This is a genomic window from Achromobacter denitrificans NBRC 15125, assembly GCF_001571365.1.
Taxonomy (GTDB): Bacteria; Pseudomonadota; Gammaproteobacteria; order Burkholderiales; family Burkholderiaceae_B; genus Achromobacter; species Achromobacter denitrificans.
Genome location: NZ_BCTQ01000002.1, coordinates 48,335 through 64,801, shown reverse-complemented (window position 1 = coordinate 64,801; position 16,467 = coordinate 48,335). Strand labels below are relative to the sequence as shown.

At 67.4% G+C, this 16,467-nt stretch carries 13 protein-coding genes and 2 riboswitches; of the genes, 10 read left to right on the top strand and 3 right to left on the bottom strand.

Annotated elements, in window-relative coordinates; genetic code table 11:
* Nucleotides 1-61: 61 nt before the first annotated feature.
* Nucleotides 62-625 (top strand): dCTP deaminase, encoded by a 564-nt coding sequence (dcd, locus tag ADE01S_RS02690; RefSeq protein ID WP_041654363.1) that lies wholly within the window; start codon nucleotides 62-64, stop codon nucleotides 623-625.
* A gap of 4 nt (nucleotides 626-629) precedes the next feature.
* Here the strand turns inward: dcd and ADE01S_RS02685 are convergent, their stop codons facing one another.
* On the bottom strand, nucleotides 630-1,481 hold the full coding sequence (locus tag ADE01S_RS02685) for a GNAT family N-acetyltransferase (RefSeq protein ID WP_062679920.1): 852 nt from the start codon (nucleotides 1,479-1,481) through the stop codon (nucleotides 630-632).
* A 156-nt stretch (nucleotides 1,482-1,637) separates the two neighbouring features.
* Here ADE01S_RS02685 and ADE01S_RS02680 point away from each other — a divergent pair, with 156 nt between their 5' ends.
* Nucleotides 1,638-2,882: a GGDEF domain-containing protein gene (locus ADE01S_RS02680; RefSeq protein ID WP_062679919.1), complete on the top strand. Its 1,245-nt coding sequence runs from the start codon at nucleotides 1,638-1,640 to the stop codon at nucleotides 2,880-2,882.
* Between the two features lie 9 nt (nucleotides 2,883-2,891).
* Here ADE01S_RS02680 and ADE01S_RS02675 read toward each other — a convergent pair whose 3' ends face one another.
* Nucleotides 2,892-3,410 (bottom strand): GNAT family N-acetyltransferase, encoded by a 519-nt coding sequence (locus ADE01S_RS02675; RefSeq protein ID WP_062679918.1) that lies wholly within the window; start codon nucleotides 3,408-3,410, stop codon nucleotides 2,892-2,894.
* A gap of 114 nt (nucleotides 3,411-3,524) precedes the next feature.
* Between ADE01S_RS02675 and ADE01S_RS02670 the strand changes: the two genes are divergently transcribed.
* From ADE01S_RS02670 to gcvP, 8 genes are all read left to right on the top strand, one after another.
* Nucleotides 3,525-3,977, top strand: coding sequence for a hypothetical protein (locus tag ADE01S_RS02670; protein WP_062679917.1), 453 nt, complete (start codon nucleotides 3,525-3,527; stop codon nucleotides 3,975-3,977).
* A gap of 220 nt (nucleotides 3,978-4,197) precedes the next feature.
* Nucleotides 4,198-6,459 (top strand): arginine/lysine/ornithine decarboxylase, encoded by a 2,262-nt coding sequence (locus tag ADE01S_RS02665; RefSeq protein WP_062679916.1) that lies wholly within the window; start codon nucleotides 4,198-4,200, stop codon nucleotides 6,457-6,459.
* Nucleotides 6,460-6,470: 11 nt separating this feature from the next.
* Entirely contained in the window at nucleotides 6,471-7,673 is a 1,203-nt protein-coding gene (locus ADE01S_RS02660; RefSeq protein ID WP_062679915.1) for a BaiN/RdsA family NAD(P)/FAD-dependent oxidoreductase, read from the top strand.
* A 139-nt stretch (nucleotides 7,674-7,812) separates the two neighbouring features.
* Complete coding sequence (locus tag ADE01S_RS02655; protein WP_062679914.1) at nucleotides 7,813-8,427, top strand: superoxide dismutase; 615 nt, start codon at nucleotides 7,813-7,815, stop codon at nucleotides 8,425-8,427.
* A 30-nt stretch (nucleotides 8,428-8,457) separates the two neighbouring features.
* Nucleotides 8,458-9,351 carry a ZIP family metal transporter gene (locus tag ADE01S_RS02650; protein ID WP_062679913.1) on the top strand — a complete coding sequence of 298 codons (894 nt, stop codon included), beginning with the start codon at nucleotides 8,458-8,460 and terminating at the stop codon, nucleotides 9,349-9,351.
* An 84-nt stretch (nucleotides 9,352-9,435) separates the two neighbouring features.
* Nucleotides 9,436-9,531, top strand: a riboswitch (glycine riboswitch).
* Between the two features lie 34 nt (nucleotides 9,532-9,565).
* Nucleotides 9,566-9,691: riboswitch (glycine riboswitch) on the top strand.
* 86 nt (nucleotides 9,692-9,777) lie between these two features.
* Nucleotides 9,778-10,878, top strand: coding sequence for a glycine cleavage system aminomethyltransferase GcvT (gene gcvT, locus ADE01S_RS02645; RefSeq protein WP_062679912.1), 1,101 nt, complete (start codon nucleotides 9,778-9,780; stop codon nucleotides 10,876-10,878).
* A 101-nt stretch (nucleotides 10,879-10,979) separates the two neighbouring features.
* Nucleotides 10,980-11,357 carry a glycine cleavage system protein GcvH gene (gcvH, locus tag ADE01S_RS02640; RefSeq protein ID WP_042795177.1) on the top strand — a complete coding sequence of 126 codons (378 nt, stop codon included), beginning with the start codon at nucleotides 10,980-10,982 and terminating at the stop codon, nucleotides 11,355-11,357.
* A 97-nt stretch (nucleotides 11,358-11,454) separates the two neighbouring features.
* Nucleotides 11,455-14,328, top strand: a complete 2,874-nt coding sequence (gene gcvP / locus ADE01S_RS02635; protein WP_062679911.1) for an aminomethyl-transferring glycine dehydrogenase — start codon at nucleotides 11,455-11,457, stop codon at nucleotides 14,326-14,328.
* Between the two features lie 102 nt (nucleotides 14,329-14,430).
* Here gcvP and ADE01S_RS02630 read toward each other — a convergent pair whose 3' ends face one another.
* Complete coding sequence (locus tag ADE01S_RS02630; RefSeq protein ID WP_062679910.1) at nucleotides 14,431-16,380, bottom strand: DUF945 family protein; 1,950 nt, start codon at nucleotides 16,378-16,380, stop codon at nucleotides 14,431-14,433.
* Nucleotides 16,381-16,467 lie beyond the last annotated feature (87 nt).

Sequence of the window (16,467 nt, the reverse complement as noted above, 5' to 3'; positions counted from 1 at the left end):
GCGGCGCGCCCGCTCTCGGGATAAAATGGCCTCCATTCCATTCCCTAGCACCATTCCCACCATGAGCATCAAAAGCGACCGCTGGATCCGCCGCCAGGCCGAAGCCGGCATGATCGAACCCTTCGAAGCAGGGCAGGTCCGCACGGCCAATGGCGGGCGCATCGTCAGCTACGGCACCAGCAGCTACGGCTACGACGTGCGCTGCGCCGACGAATTCAAGATCTTCACCAACATCAACTCCACCATCGTCGATCCCAAGAATTTCGACGAAGGTTCGTTCGTGGATTTCAAGGGCGACGTCTGCATCATCCCGCCCAATTCCTTCGCGCTGGCCCGCACGGTCGAGTATTTCCGCATCCCGCGCAGCGTCCTGACGGTCTGCCTGGGCAAGAGCACCTACGCGCGCTGCGGCATCATCGTCAACGTCACACCGCTGGAACCCGAATGGGAAGGCCACGTGACGCTGGAATTCTCGAACACCACGCCGCTGCCGGCCAAGATCTACGCCGGCGAAGGCTGCGCGCAGATGCTGTTCCTGGAAAGCGACGAAGTCTGCGAGACGTCCTACCGCGACCGCGGCGGCAAGTACCAGGGCCAGCGCGGCGTCACGTTGCCGCGCACCTGATCCCTCAGCCGGCCGGCGCGGGCGCCGGCCGCAGGTAATCGATATCCCATTCGCTTTCGGCGGTCTGGACGAATCCATGCTGCCGATAGAAGCGGTTGGAGTCGCTGCCGCGCAGCGCGCCCACGCGCACCGGCAGCCCGAGGCCGTCGGCCTCGTCCAGGATCCGCCGCAGCACCCGGCCGCCCAGGCCTTCACCCTGGGCGCCGGGCCGCAGGTACAGGTGATCCAGGCGCAAGCCGTCGCCGTCCGGGCGCAGCGCATAGAACCCCAGCCGTTGGCCGTCCAGCTCGATGGACCAGGTGTGCTCCGGCCGGAACGTGGCCCGCAGGCGCGAGCGCGCGCGCTCGGGGTCGAAGCGCCCCAGGCGCTCCAGGCTTTCGCGCATGGCCTCGATGCGCAGCGCCAGCAGGGTTTCGAAATCCGCCTCCGTGACGGGCGCGTACCGGATGTCGGGCGCGGCCAGCTCGTCGTAGCCCCGTCCCAGGAACTGCAGAATGCAGATGCCGTGCCCGTAGGGATCGCTCAGGTGCGCGATGCGGCCCCACGCGTGCGAGACGGCCGGATCTTCCAGCCGCGCGCCCGCCGCCACCGCCTGTTCGACCGCGCGGTCCGCGTCCTCCACGACCATGTCCAGGTGCACCGGAGTCCAGTGCCGCGCGTAGTCGCGCGGTTGCCGCGTGGCGCCCGCGGCGGGCGTGCCGGCCGCTTTTTCCAGCAGGTAGATGGGCGCGTCGGCGCCGCGCATCTCCGCGGCCTTTGGTCCCAGGCGGCGCTGCAGCCTCAGCCCGAAGGCGCGGCGATAGAAATCGATGGCATGTTCGAGATCGGGCACGTCGATGTTGACGAGGAGGCGCATGGGAATCTTCCGGGAGGGCAGGCGGAAAACATAGCACGCGCGCGGCGCGATGTGCCCCGAGTGCTAAAGAACCCCTCGCCGCGTCCGTAAATGACACTATATGTGTTTGCCGATTTGGCGACGTCATTTCCGCAAGCGTGAGCAAGGCCCCGACCCGTGCGTTACCCCCATGTTCCCTGGCTGCCCCTGTTGTTCTATCCCGCGCTGCCGGTGGCCGCGGCGGTGGCGCTGCTGTTGTGGCGGGAGTGGCCGCCGGCACTGACGCTGATCGTGCCGTTCGTGCCTTGGGCCATGGCCCTGATCGGCGCGGCGACCTGCTTCATGTACCAGCGTTCGCAGACGCTGGCATTGATGCTGTGCGTGCTCGCCGCCACCGCGGCCTGGCCGACGCTGGCGGCGGAAGCGCCCTGGGCGCTGGGCCCCGCCATGGCGTGGTGGTCCCTGGCCTATGCGATCAATGCGCTGTGGTCGGAGCGGTCCAGCATGCTGATGGACATGGCGGCGCGCGTGGGCCTCATGGGGCTGGGCGCGGCGGCGATCGCGCTGGCGGGCAAGGACGGCGTCGCGGGCGCCCTGGGCGTGCTGTCGGTGCAGGGCAAGCTCGGCCACCTGAACGTGCCGATCGAGGGATTGATCGCCTTGCTGGCCACGGGCCTGGCCCTGACGCTGCTGCTCCTGCGCTATGGCCGGCCGCAGCAGGCCGGGCAGTGGCTCGGCTTCGTGTGCATGGCCTGGGCCCTGCCGCGCGGGGGCCAGCATCCCATCGAACTGGCGCTGATGTCCGCCGCCGCGCTGACGGCCCTGTGCGTCTCGCTGGCGCATGAAGGCTTCCACATGGCGTTCCTCGACGAACTGACCGGCCTGCCCGGCCGGCGCGCGCTGAACGAGCGGCTGCAGCGCATGGGCGGGCGGGTCTACGCGCTGGCGATGGCCGACGTGGATCATTTCAAGGTTTTCAACGACACCCATGGCCACGACGTGGGCGACCAGGTCCTGCGCATGGTGGCGGCCCAGCTGCGCCGCGTGCCGGGCGGCGGGCATGCCTACCGTTTCGGCGGCGAAGAGTTCACGCTGGTCTTTCCCGGCAAGACCGCCGCCGAGTGCAAGCCGCACCTGGAAAACGTCAGGCGCGCCATCGAGGCCTACCAGATGCGATTGCGCGACAAGCCGGCGCGCCCCAAGGCCGACCAGCTCGGCATGCGCCGGCGCGGCGGCCGCGACGGGCGCAGTGCGCGGCCCCTGCGGGTCACCGTCAGCATGGGTGTGGCCGAACGCAGCGACAGCCTGCGCGGACCCGAGGCGGTGATCAAGGCGGCCGACCAGGCGCTCTACCGCGCCAAGGACGGCGGCCGCAACCAGATCTGCATGTACGGCGCGCGGCGCCGGCCCGGCGCGGCCTGAGCGGCCGCGCTACTTGCCGGACAGGGCCAGCGCCATCAGGGTTTCGTCGTAGTACCGGCCATTGACGCACAACGCTTCGCGCTCGCGTCCATATTCGGCGAAGCCCAGGCTGAGGTAGAGGGCGGCGGCCGCGGTATTGTTCGAGGCCACGCTCAATTGCACGTGGCGGATGCCGCGCATGGCCCCGGCATGCGCGATGGCCGCCTGCATCAGCAGCCTGGCCAGCCCCTGGCCGCGCCGGGCGGGCGCCACGTACATGCTCCAGATGTGCGCCTTGTGGCGCATCTTCAGCTTGCGCTGCCGCCCCACGCCGACCATGCCGGCCAGCGCTTCCTCGTCGAAGACGCCGAACATGGCGCTATCGTCCGCCGGCGCGATCCAGGCGCGGATGTCCTCCAATGTCAGGGTATGTTCCTCTTCGTAACTCGATCCGAACGATTCCGGCGTCTCGACGAGCGCATCCAGGCGCAATTGGCGCAGGGCGGCGGCGTCCGCGGGGACGAGGCGTCGAACCAGGGGGGAGGGCATGGGAGGCAAGTGTTGGGAATAGGTAACGTTTTGACCGCGCTTTGACCAGTATAGAGGGGCGGCTTGCCTATAATGGTTTCTACGCCGCTTGCGGTTTTCACAAAGGAGACGCTGATGTTCGGTTTCCTCAAGATAAACCAGGACGCCAAGCGCGACGAAGTCCAGGAAGAGTTCGTGGCGCGCGTGGCGGATGCCGCGCAGGATTTTGTCCAGGCGGCCGGCCAGACCGGCGCCGTGCTGGACTACTCGCCCTCCAGCGTTCATGCGCTGGACGAAGCGCTGGAGGCCGCCCACCTCGGGACCTTGCCTCTGACCCCCATGCAGACCGTCGGCGCCGCCGCCTACCTCTACGAGGTGGGGCGCCGCGCGCATGGCGGCCTGTATGAAGTCTGCGACGACGAGGACCCGGTGGTGCTGGTCTGCGGCGAACCCGGCAACGAAGTCTGCTTCGGCGCGATCGCCAAGGTCGAACGCCGGATCCGTTACGGGGCCGCGGAGGCGATTCCGCCTTATTTCGAGCTGTTCATCACGGCCTTGCAGGCCGGCGAGGCGCGCACCATCCGCTAGGCTGCCGGGCGCCGAAAGCCCGCGTTTTGGCGCGATGACAACGGCCGTGCCTCCGTTCTGGGGATTTCCCTTAGGACTGTAAGAAAAACAGCCCTACAATTCCGCCATTCCCGCCACCCTGGCGGGTGCTCGCGCCGTCTGTCATCAGGCGGATTCTTACTAGCTGTACACTCGCGCCGCGATACGCGTCCGATTCCGCCTTGCCCCCAGGAGCGCCCGCATGAAATTCCGCTTCCCCATTTTCATCATCGACGAGGACTACCGTTCCGAGAACGCGTCCGGCCTGGGCATCCGCGCCCTTTCCGCGGCGATAGAGGCCGAGGGCGTCGAGGTGATCGGGGTGACCAGTTATGGCGACCTGAGTTCGTTTGCCCAGCAGCAAAGCCGCGCCAGCGCCTTCATCCTGTCGATCGACGATGAAGAGTTCGACGTGGACTCGCCCGAGGACGTGGCCAGCGCGATCAAGAACCTGCGCGCCTTCATCGGCGAGCTGCGCTTCCGCAACGCCGACATCCCGATCTACCTGTACGGCGAGACGCGCACCTCGGAACACATTCCGAACGACATCCTGCGCGAATTGCACGGTTTCATCCACATGTTCGAGGACACCCCCGAATTCGTGGCGCGCCACATCATCCGCGAAGCGCGCAGCTACGTGGACAGCCTGCCGCCGCCGTTCTTCCGCGAGCTGGTCAAGTACGCGCAGGACGGTTCCTACTCCTGGCACTGCCCCGGCCACTCCGGCGGCGTGGCGTTCCTGAAGAGCCCGGTGGGCCAGATGTTCCACCAGTTCTTCGGCGAGAACATGCTGCGCGCCGACGTCTGCAACGCCGTGGACGAACTGGGCCAGCTGCTGGACCACACCGGCCCGGTGGCCGAGTCCGAACTGAACGCGGCGCGCATCTTCCACGCCGACCACTGCTACTTCGTCACCAACGGCACCTCCACCTCCAACAAGGTGGTGTGGCACGCGAACGTCGCCGCGGGCGACGTGGTCGTGGTGGATCGCAACTGCCACAAGTCGATCCTGCACGCCATCACGATGACGGGCGCGATCCCGGTGTTCCTGCGCCCGACGCGCAACCACTTGGGCATCATCGGCCCGATCCCGCTGGAAGAGTTCAAGCCGGAGAACATCCGCAAGAAGATCGAGGCCAACCCGTTCGCGCGCGAAGCCGTGAACAAGAACCCGCGCATCCTGACGCTGACGCAGAGCACCTACGACGGCGTGATCTACAACGTCGAGATGATCAAGCAGGAACTGGGCAGCTACGTCGACACGCTGCACTTCGACGAAGCCTGGCTGCCGCACGCGTCGTTCCACGAGTTCTACCAGGATATGCACGCCATCGGCCAGGACCGCCCGCGCAGCAAGGACGCGATGGTGTTCGCCACGCACTCCACGCACAAGCTGCTGGCCGGCATCTCGCAGGCCTCGCAGATCATCGTGCAGGAATCCGAGACCCGCAAGCTGGACCGCAACGTCTTCAACGAAGCCTACCTGATGCACACGTCCACCTCGCCGCAGTACGCGATCATCGCGTCCTGCGACGTGGCCGCGGCCATGATGGAGCCCCCGGGCGGCACCGCGCTGGTCGAGGAGAGCATCCGCGAAGCCATGGACTTCCGCCGCGCCATGCGCAAGGTGGAGTCGGAGTTCGGCAAGAACGACTGGTGGTTCAAGGTCTGGGGCCCGAACCGCCTGGTGTCCGAAGGCATCGGCAACCGCGACGAGTGGATCCTGGAGTCGAACGACCACTGGCACGGCTTCGGCGATCTGGCCGAAGGCTTCAACATGCTGGACCCGATCAAGGCCACGGTCATCACCCCGGGGCTGGACATGTCGGGCAGCTTCGGCGAAACCGGCATCCCCGCCGCGCTGGTCTCCAAGTACCTGACCGAGCATGGCGTGGTGGTCGAGAAGACGGGCCTGTACTCCTTCTTCATCCTGTTCACCATCGGTATCACCAAAGGCCGCTGGAACACGCTCCTGACCGCCTTGCAGCAGTTCAAGGACGACTACGACCGCAACCAGCCGCTGTGGCGCATCCTGCCGGATTTCTGCCGCGGCCATCGCCGTTACGAGCGCATGGGCCTGCGCGATCTGTGCCAACAGATCCACGAGGCCTACCGCGAGCGCGACGTGGCGCGTCTGACCACCGAGATGTACCTGAGCGACATGGTCCCGGCCCTGAAGCCGTCCGACGCGTTTGCCCGCATGGCGCACCGCGAAGTCGAGCGCGTCGATATCGACAAGCTGGAAGGCCGCGTCACCGGCGTGCTGCTGACCCCGTATCCGCCGGGCATTCCCCTGCTGATTCCGGGCGAGCGCTTTAACCGCACCATCGTCCAGTACCTGCAGTTCGCGCGCGAGTTCAACGAGCGCTTCCCCGGTTTCGAAACCTATATCCACGGCCTGGCCGATGAAGTGGGTCCGGACGGCGAGAAGCGTTACTACGTCGACTGCCTGATCGAAGACTGACCCGGATCCTGATGTTCGATGTAGCCGTACTCGGCGCCGGCGCCGCTGGCATGATGTGTGCAGCGGTTGCCGGCCAGCGCGGCCTGCGCGTGGTGCTGGTCGACCATGCCAGCCGCCTGGCGGAGAAAATCCGCATTTCCGGCGGCGGCCGTTGCAATTTCACCAACATCGGCGCCGGGCCCGCCAACTTTCTCTCCGACAATCCGCATTTCTGCCGCTCGGCCCTGGCGGGCTATACGCCGCAGGATTTCCTCGCGCTGCTCAAGCGCCACGGCATCGCCTGGCACGAGAAGCACCGCGGGCAGCTATTCTGCGACGATTCCAGCGAATCCATCATCGAGATGCTGCGCGCCGAATGCGACGCGGGCGGCGTGCAGTGGCGCATGGGCTGCCCGGTGGCCGAGATCGCGCATGGCGAACACGGTTTCGAGCTGCGCACCGGCCAGGGGCCGATCCGCGCCGCCAAGCTGGTGGTGGCCACGGGCGGCATGGCGATTCCGCAGCTGGGCGCCACCGACTTCGGCCTGAAGATCGCGCGGCAGTTCGGCCTGAAGGTGGTGGAGCCCAGGCCCGCCCTGGTGCCCCTGACCTTCGATCCCGTCGCGTGGCAGTCCCTTTCGGAACTGTCCGGCGTGGCGCTGGAAGTCGGCCTGAGCACGGGGCAGGGCAAGGCCCGCGGCGAATTCCTGGAAGACCTGCTCTTCACCCACCGCGGCCTGTCGGGGCCAGCCATCCTGCAGATATCCAGCTACTGGAAGCCGGGCGAACCCATCGTGGTGGACCTGGCGCCGGGCCGCGACCTGGCGGCGGAACTGCTGGCGTCGAAGTCCGGCAACCGGCAGCAGCTGCACACGGTGCTGGGCGGCCTCTGGCCCAAGCGCCTGGCCGACCGTTGGCTGCACCTGGCCGAGCAGCAGGGCAAGCCCGGACTGGCGGCGCTGCGCCTGGCCGATGCCCCGGACAAGACCTTGCGCGCGCTGGCGCAGGACATCCACCAGTGGACGCTGGTGCCCAGCGGCACCGCCGGCTACAAGAAGGCCGAGGTGATGCGCGGCGGCGTGGATACGCGCGGCCTGGACCAGAAGTCCATGCAGGCCAAGACCACCCCCGGCCTGTATTTCATCGGCGAGGCGGTGGACGTCACCGGTTGGCTCGGCGGTTACAACTTCCAGTGGGCCTGGGCCTCGGGCGTGGCTTGCGGCAAGGCGCTGTAGGGCGGCGGGGGCGATAGCGCCTCGCCATCGCCGCCCGGATCGCGCCTCTGCCATTGTGATATTAAATAAAAATAAATATCATTTATGTTTTCGATATTGATTCAGCCCCAATCCGGGGGCGGATCCGACGGAGACACGCATGGCCTATACCCTTCCTCCCCTGCCGTACGCCTACGACGCCCTGGAGCCCCACATCGACGCGATGACGATGGAGATCCATTACAGCAAGCACCACCAGACCTACGTCAACGGCCTGAATGCGGCGCTGGAAGGCGCGGGCCTGTCGGCCGACGAGCCCGTCGAGTCCCTGGTGGCGCGCGTGGAGCAGCTGCCCGAGGCCGTCCGCGGCGCGGTGCGCAACCACGGCGGCGGCCATGCCAACCACAGCCTGTTCTGGGCGGTCATGTCGCCCGCAGGCGGCGGCGAGCCGGAGGGCGCCCTGGCCGCGGCCATCGAGTCGGACCTGGGCGGCATGGCCGCCTTCCGCGAAGCCTTCACCAAGGCCGCGCTGACCCGCTTCGGCAGCGGCTGGGCGTGGCTCAGCGTCACCCCTGCCGGCAAGCTGGTCGTGGAAAGCAGCGCCAACCAGGACAGCCCGCTGATGCAGGGCAATACGCCCATCCTGGGGCTGGACGTCTGGGAGCATGCCTATTACCTGAAGTACCAGAATCGGCGGCCGGAATACATCGCCGCCTTCTACAATGTCGTGAACTGGCCTGAAGTGGCGCGCCGCTACGCCGCGGCGAAGCGCTGAGCGCCTCTCTCCCAAGGAGGGCAGCGGCATATGAATACCTTCAGCCGTCATCGCGTGCGGCCGGCGGCCACCAGCATCAGCGTCTGGACCCTGGCCGTGCTGGTGTCCTGCCTGGGGCTGCATCAGCTCTGGGCCTACCTGGACGTGCGCGCGCCGCACGTGGCGGATGCCCTGCTGGGCGGCCTGGTCGCCGCCGGCGCGACCGCGCTGGGGACCGTGCCCATTCTGTTCGCCCGCAGCATCCCGCAGAAGATGCAGGACAGCATGTTCGGCTTCGGCGCCGGGGTCATGCTGGCGGCCAGCGCCTTTTCGCTGGTCGCGCCGGGCATCGCCGCAGGCCGCGACCTGGGCTACGGCCCCTGGGGCGCGGGCCTGACGGTGGGCGCCGCCGTGCTGCTGGGGGCGGCCGTGCTGCTACTCATGGACCGCACGCTGCCGCACGAGCACTTCATCAAGGGCAGGGAAGGCATAGAGGCGCATCGGCTGCGTCGCACCTGGCTGTTCGTTTTCGCCATCACCCTGCACAACCTGCCGGAAGGCCTGGCCATCGGCGTGGGCTACGCGGGCAACGATCCCGTGCGCGGCACCGCGCTGGCGACCGGCATCGCGATCCAGGACATCCCCGAGGGCCTGGTCGTGGCGGTCGCGCTGCTGGCCGCCGGCTACCAGCGCGCGTTCGCGGTGGCGCTGGGCATGCTGTCCGGCCTGGTCGAGCCGCTGGGCGCCGTGCTGGGCGCGGCGGTGGTCGGCTGGTCGGAACCGCTGCTGCCGTGGGGCCTGGGCTTCGCCGCGGGCGCGATGCTGTTCGTGATCAGCCACGAGATCATCCCCGAATCGCACCGCAAGGGGCACGAGGTCTACGCCACCTGCGGGCTGATGCTGGGCTTCGTGCTGATGATGCTGCTGGACACCGCGCTGGGCTGACGGCAGCCCCCCGTGAAGGGCCCCGGAACCGGCCGCCAGGCATTCCCTGGCGGCGGCTTTTCGTTGTATGCTTTCGCCGCTGTCACGCATGTTGCGGGAGAGAGCGGCCTGTCTTCACGGCCGCCGCCGAAGGCGCAATTCGCCCGGAATCGCTCAGGTAACCCATACCGCCCATGCTTGCCCTGTCCCGGTTTTTCACCGAGCGGACGCGGCAAAACAGTACTCTGGAGAGACCTGGCGCCGCCCCTGGAACAAGGGACATAGCGAGCAGCCCAGGCGCCGAAGGTGCAAACCCGCCCTGCGCGGGGCAACTCTCAGGCAAAAGGACAGAGGGGCGGAAGATTCAGCCGTTGAGCAGGCGCAGCCCGCCTGGCATCAACGGCATTCCGTAACCCTGGCAACACTGCCGTCCCGGAGTTCCCGCGCATGTCCGCATCCCTCAAACGCACCCCGCTGGCCGAAGAACATATCGCCTCTGGCGCCCGAATGGTCGACTTCGGCGGCTGGGACATGCCGCTGGCCTACGGTTCGCAGCTGGAAGAGCACCATGCCGTGCGCCAGGACGCGGGCATGTTCGACGTCTCGCACATGCTGAACGTCGACGTCGCCGGCCCGGACGCGTTCGCGTTCCTGCAGCGCCTGGTCGCCAACGACGTGTCCAAGCTGACCGTGCCCGGCAAGGCGCTGTACAGCTGCATGCTGAATCCCCAGGGCGGCGTGATCGACGACCTGATCATCTATTTCTTCGCCGCTGACGAATGGCGCGTGGTGGTCAACGCCGGCACGGCCGACAAGGACATCGCCTGGATGCAGCGCGTGAAGCAGGCGGACGGTTTCGACGTCGCCATCACGCCGCGCCGCGACCTGGCCATGGTGGCCGTGCAGGGCCCCAATGCCCGCGCCAAGGTCTGGGCCGCGCGCCCGGCCTGGCAGGCCGCCACCGAGCCGCTGACGCCCTTTGTGGCGGCCGTGGTCGGCGACGACACGCTGGTGGCCCGCACCGGCTACACCGGCGAGGACGGCTTCGAGATCGTGCTGCCCGCGACCGAGGTCGTGCAGCTGTGGCGCGACCTGGTGGCCCAGGGCGTGCGTCCTTGCGGCCTGGGCGCGCGCGACACGCTGCGCCTGGAAGCCGGCATGAATCTCTACGGCCAGGACATGGACGAGCTGGTGCAGCCCGGCCAGGCCGGCCTGACCTGGACGGTGTCCCTGAAGGACGCCGAGCGTCGTTTCATCGGCCGCGAGGCGCTGGAGCAGTTCGCCACGCCGGCGGCCTTCCTCGGCCTGAAGCTGCAGGAGCGCGGCGTCATGCGCGCCCACATGGCCGTGCGCACCAAGGAAGGCATGGGCGAGCTCACCAGCGGCACCATGTCCCCCACGCTGGGCGTGTCGATCGGCTTTGCCCGCCTGCCGCAAGGCGTGCGTCCGGGCGACGCGGTCGAGGTCGATATCCGCGGCAAGTGGGTGCCCGCCCAGGTCTGCAAATTGCCGTTCGTCCGTAACGGCAAAGCCGTCGAACACTCGTAAACTCGAAGCTTCGCGCGGGCGCCGGCCCCCCAGGGGCGCCAGGGCCGCCCGCGCGAGGCGCGCAACACCATTCATCTACCCGCATTCCCTCAGGAGTTCCCATGAGTCTGCCCACCGATCGCAAGTACACCGAGTCCCATGAATGGGTCAAAGCCGAAGGCGACGTGTTCGTCGTCGGCATCACCGATACCGCCCAGGACCAGTTGGGCGACCTGGTCTTCGTCGGCGACGTGAAGGTCGGCGCCAAGCTGAACGCCGGCGAGACCGCGGGCGTGGTCGAGTCGGTCAAGGCCGCCTCCGACATCTACGCGCCGGTGGCCGGCGAGATCGTCGCTTTCAACGAAGAGCTGGAAAACAATCCCAACCTGATCAACGAATCGGCCTTCACCGCCTGGATCTTCAAGATCAAGCCGGTCAACGCGGCCGATGCCGACAAGCTGCTGGACGCCGCCGGCTACGAAGCCGTCGCCAACGGCTAAGCCGGTCGGGGCGCGCGCGGCCATTGCGGCCGCGCCCGCTCCGCCAGATGCAATACCGACCGTCCTCCGACGGCATCCGCTACCCCGAGATCTCCCCATGTCGCGCGCCCTAGACACCCATACCGACTTCATCCCCCGCCACATCGGCCCTTCCGACGCCGACCAGGCCGCCATGCTCGCCGTCATCGGCAGCGCCAGCCTGGACGCCCTGATCGAGGAAGTCGTGCCGCCCAAGATCCGCAGCCAGGCCCCGCTGGCGCTGCCGCAATCGCGCAGCGAAACCGACGTGCTGGCCGAACTGAAGCAGATCGCGGGCCGCAACCAGGTCTACCGCAGCTACATCGGCCAGGGGTACTACGGCACGCAAACGCCCAACGTGGTGTTGCGCAACATTCTTGAGAACCCCGCCTGGTACACGGCCTACACGCCGTACCAGCCGGAGATCTCGCAGGGCCGCCTCGAAGCCCTGCTGAACTACCAGACCATGGTCGCCGACCTGACCGGGCTGGACATCTCCAACGCCTCGCTGCTGGACGAAGGCACCGCCGCGGCCGAAGCCATGACGCTGGCGCGCCGCAGCGCCAAGTCCAAGAGCCCGGTGTTCTTCATCTCGCGGCACGTGCATCCCCAGACCCTCGAAGTCGTGCGCACGCGCGCCGAAGGCCTGGACATCGAGATCGCGGTGGGCGACGAGGCCGAAGGCCTGCCCGAGTGCTTCGGCGTGCTGCTCCAGTACCCGCACAGCACCGGCTCCGTGTCCGACTACCGCAAGCTGGCCGACGCCGCGCACGCGCAAGGCGCGATCGTGGCCGTCGCCACCGACCTGCTGGCGCTGGCCCTCCTGGCCGCCCCGGGCGAGTGGGGCGCGGACATCGCCATCGGCTCGGCCCAGCGCTTCGGCGTGCCGTTCGGTTTCGGCGGCCCGCACGCGGGCTTCATGGCCTGCAAGGACGCGTTCAAGCGCAACATGGCCGGCCGCCTGGTCGGCGTCTCCAAGGACGCCCAGGGCAACCCGGCGATGCGCCTGGCGCTGCAGACGCGCGAACAACACATCCGCCGCGAGAAGGCAACTTCCAACATCTGCACCGCGCAAGTGCTGCTGGCCGTGATGGCCGGCATGTACGCCGTGTGGCATGGCCCGGCGGGCATCCGCCGCATCGCCCAGCGCGTGCAGCGCGGCACCGCCATCCTGCGCGCCGAGCTGATCAAGCTGGGCGTGAAGGTCGCCAACGACACCTTCTTCGACACGCTGCTGCTGGAAACCGGCGCGGCCACCCCCGCCATCCTGGCGGCAGCCGACTGCGCCCGCATCAACCTGCGCCGCGTCGACGGCGCCCGCCTGGCGGTCTCGCTGGACGAAACCGTGACCGCGGCGGACCTGCAGGCCCTGGTCAACGTCTTCGCCGCCGGCCTGGAGCGCGATGACGTCGAACTCGACCTCGACGCGCTGGACGCGGCCGCCGCGGGCGGCATCCCCGCCGGCCTGGCGCGCGAAAGCGCGATCCTGACGCACCCCGTGTTCTCCAGCGTGCAGTCCGAAACCGACATGCTGCGCTACCTGCGCAAGCTGGCCGACAAGGACCTGGCGCTGGACCGCACGATGATCCCGCTGGGTTCGTGCACCATGAAGCTCAACGCGACCGCCGAGATGATCCCCATCACCTGGCCCGAATTCGCGCTGATCCATCCGTTCGCGCCCGCCTCGCAAAGCCAGGGCTACAACGAGCTGATCGACCGCCTGTCGGCCGCGCTGTGCGAGATCACCGGCTACGACAACATCAGCCTGCAGCCCAACTCGGGCGCGCAGGGCGAGTACGCCGGCCTGCTGGCGATCCGTGGCTACCACCAGGCCAACGGCCAGCACCAGCGCAACATCTGCCTGATCCCATCGTCGGCGCACGGCACCAACCCCGCCTCGGCGCAACTGGCCGGCATGGACGTGGTGGTGGTGGCTTCCGACGCCAACGGCAACGTGGACCTGCCGGACCTGCGCGCCAAGATCGAACAGGTCGGCGACAAGCTGGCCGCCCTGATGATCACGTATCCCTCCACGCACGGCGTGTTCGAGGAAGCCGTGACCGAGATCTGCGATCTGGTTCACAAGGCCGGCGGCCAGGTCTACCTGGACGGCGCCAACATGAACGCCATGGTCGGCGTGGCGCAGCCGGGCAAGTTCGGTTCGGACGTCTCCCACCTGAACCTGCACAAGACCTTCTGCATCCCGCACGGCGGCGGCGGCCCCGGCGTGGGCCCCGTGGCGGTGCGCGCGCACCTGGCGCCCTACCTGCCGGGCGTGGTGAACGAGCAGGGCAAGCTGCCCGGCGACGCCAAGATCGGCCCGGTCTCGGCCGCGCCCTTCGGCTCCGCCGGCATCCTGCCGATCCCGTACGTGTACATCGCCCTGATGGGCGCCGACGGCCTGCGCCGCGCGACCGAAGTGGCCATCCTGAACGCCAACTACATCGCGACGCGCCTGCGCGACCACTATCCGGTGCTGTATGCCGGCCGTCACGGCCGCGTGGCGCACGAGTGCATCCTGGACGTGCGTCCGCTGAAGGAAACCAGCGGCATCAGCGCCGAGGACATCGCCAAGCGCCTGATGGACTACGGCTTCCACGCGCCCACCATGAGCTTCCCGGTCGCGGGCACGCTGATGGTCGAGCCGACCGAATCGGAAGGCGTGGCCGAACTGGACCGCTTCATCGACGCCATGATCTCGATCCGCGAGGAAATCGCCCAGGTCGAGCGCGGCGAGCGCGATCGCGAGGACAACGTCCTGAAGAACGCGCCGCATACGGCGCAGATGCTGCTGGCCGAAGAATGGCTGCACGACTACCCGCGCCAGCAGGCGGCCTATCCGGTCGCGTCCCTGCGCGACGCCAAGTACTGGCCGCCGGTGGCGCGCGTGGACAACGCCTACGGCGACCGCAACCTCGTGTGCGCCTGCCTGCCGGTCGAAGCCTACGCGTAAAGCCGGGCGTAGGGCGGCCGTCCCTCCAGGGGCGGCGGCCTCCCCAAAAAAAATCCCTCATCGCAAGATGAGGGATTTTTTTCGTCCTGGACTGCCGGGGGCTTACTTGGCCGCCTTTCCGGCGGCGGAGAAGTCTTCGGCGATGCTGAAGAACGTGTTGAGCAGGATCTGCAGGTTTTCCTTGCCGATTCCGCCTTCGGAATTCATGTCCATCTGCAGCACGGCCTGGCTTTTGTCGTCCAGGTAGGCGCGCGTCCAGCGGTATTCCTGGTTCCAGGAATTGATGGCCTTGAGCGACATCGGCTTTTTGCTGCTGTAGGTCGCGGTCACGACGAGGTCGTGGCACTTTTCCGTGAAGTCGTTGCACAGGAACTCGACGCGCAGGTCGCTGGCGCCGGTATTGTTGGGCTGCAGGACCAGCACCGGGCCTTCCTCGCCGTCTTCCTTGCGGGGCGAGTACGACATGTCGCTCAGCATGGCGTTGACGGTGTCGAGGTCGAAATCCTGCATCAGGTCGGACGGCACCGCGGCGGCCGCGGGTTCTTCCGGATCCATGTCCAGGCCCTCGGGCTCGCCTTCTTCGTCCATGCCGTCCATGCCGGCCGCGCCGAGCAGGCCGGCGAACAGTTCTTCAGCCGGGATCTTCGTGCCGTTCAGGTCGCCCATGCCGTCGGCGAAGTGGAACTTGCCGACGATGTTGTCGCCGTCGTTCTTGCCGACGTTGAGCATTTCGGCCATGCCGGAGACCGAGCGCATCTGCTCGTCGGCCTGGACTCCGGCCTTTTCGGCGTCCATCCCTTCCTTCTTCATGGCGTATTGCACGATCAGGTCGCGCACCATGGGCTTGGAGATGACGAGCGTGGCGTCGATCTGCTTGATGGCCTTGACCACGATCTCCTGGGGAGTCAGGTCCTTCACGTTGGGCGGGTTGGCCAGGTCGAGCGCGAAGGTCAGCTTGCTTTCGCCCTTGGCGGTCTTCCAGCTGATCGGATCGATGCTGAACGACGGGTTGCCGTTGAGCAGCTTGCCGGCGTTGTCCAGCAGCACGTCGAACTGTTCGTCCTTGAGGCCCTCGTCGCTGGCGCCCATCATGTACTGGCGCACGATCTGGTTGTAGGTGTCCGACAGCTGCTTGACGGCGGCGCCGTCGAGCTTGGCCACCTTGAGGACGGCCTGGCCGTTGCCCAGCGCCACGTCGTTCAGGGTGATGTCGCCGGTCCGGTAGGTCGCCTCGGCGTTGATGGTCTTGTCGTCCTCGGCCAGCTTGACGCCGTAGCCCAGGTTGTCCAGCGAGACCTTGACGTCGACGTCCGGCTTGAGGACGTCGATGCGCTTGATCTTGATGTTCGAGTCGCCGATGGACAGGCCGAACTTGCCCATGCGGCTGTCGACGTCCATCGTCAGGCCGGACATGGTCATCTTGATGGGATCGTTCGACTTCTCGCCGTTCACCGAGAGCGTTTCCATCAGGGCATGCGCCGTGACGGCCTGCAGCGAGCGGTCGAACGTGCCGTTGATCGTCATGCCGCTGAAGTCGACCGCGTTGCCCTCGTGGGCGATCTTCACCGGGGCGATCCGGGCGGTCGACGTGGCGAAGCCGCCGAAGCTGACGATGGCGTCGCCAGTCAGCGGCGAGACGTTATTGGTCAGCTCGAACAGCTCCTTGATATTGTCCGTCTTGGCGATTTCGCTGTGGACGAAGGCCAGCTTGGGGGCGATCGCGCCGCGCGCCAGGGCGCTCTTGGGGAAGGGGCCGTGCTCGATGGAGGCGTCGAATTCGACCATGCCGGCGGGCATGCCGTCGGGGGTGTTGTCGCTCTTGACGAACGACAGGCCATAACGCGCCTGCGTCGAGAACAGGCCGCGCTCGTACTTCAACTGATCGATGCGCAGGCCGAACAGCGGCGTGATCTTGGCCAGCTTCTCGTTGGCCTCGGCCAGGTGGCGCTGCGAGCTTTCCTCGATGCGCTTGCCGGTGTACCACGTGGCGCCTACCCAGCTTCCTGCTCCCACTATGACCACGCCAAGGGTGATCGCTACGCTCTTTTTCATCGTTCTGCTTATGTCGTTGATTGTCGAGTCATACCCGGTGGCCGCGGCGGCTTCGGTGCCGCGGGACGCCCTTGCGGGCGGCCGTCA

Excerpts from the sequence above, each read along its gene's own strand:
- gcvT (WP_062679912.1), top strand. The coding sequence starts at position 9,778 with ATGTCCGCATCCCTCAAACGCACCCCGCTGGCCGAAGAACATATCGCC.
- ADE01S_RS02660 (WP_062679915.1), top strand. The coding sequence starts at position 6,471 with ATGTTCGATGTAGCCGTACTCGGCGCCGGCGCCGCTGGCATGATGTGT.
- dcd (WP_041654363.1), top strand. The coding sequence starts at position 62 with ATGAGCATCAAAAGCGACCGCTGGATCCGCCGCCAGGCCGAAGCCGGC.
- gcvP (WP_062679911.1), top strand. The coding sequence starts at position 11,455 with ATGTCGCGCGCCCTAGACACCCATACCGACTTCATCCCCCGCCACATC.
- ADE01S_RS02665 (WP_062679916.1), top strand. The coding sequence starts at position 4,198 with ATGAAATTCCGCTTCCCCATTTTCATCATCGACGAGGACTACCGTTCC.
- ADE01S_RS02655 (WP_062679914.1), top strand. The coding sequence starts at position 7,813 with ATGGCCTATACCCTTCCTCCCCTGCCGTACGCCTACGACGCCCTGGAG.
- ADE01S_RS02630 (WP_062679910.1), bottom strand. The coding sequence starts at position 16,380 with ATGAAAAAGAGCGTAGCGATCACCCTTGGCGTGGTCATAGTGGGAGCA.
- ADE01S_RS02685 (WP_062679920.1), bottom strand. The coding sequence starts at position 1,481 with ATGCGCCTCCTCGTCAACATCGACGTGCCCGATCTCGAACATGCCATC.
- gcvH (WP_042795177.1), top strand. The coding sequence starts at position 10,980 with ATGAGTCTGCCCACCGATCGCAAGTACACCGAGTCCCATGAATGGGTC.
- ADE01S_RS02670 (WP_062679917.1), top strand. The coding sequence starts at position 3,525 with ATGTTCGGTTTCCTCAAGATAAACCAGGACGCCAAGCGCGACGAAGTC.
- ADE01S_RS02675 (WP_062679918.1), bottom strand. The coding sequence starts at position 3,410 with ATGCCCTCCCCCCTGGTTCGACGCCTCGTCCCCGCGGACGCCGCCGCC.
- ADE01S_RS02650 (WP_062679913.1), top strand. The coding sequence starts at position 8,458 with ATGAATACCTTCAGCCGTCATCGCGTGCGGCCGGCGGCCACCAGCATC.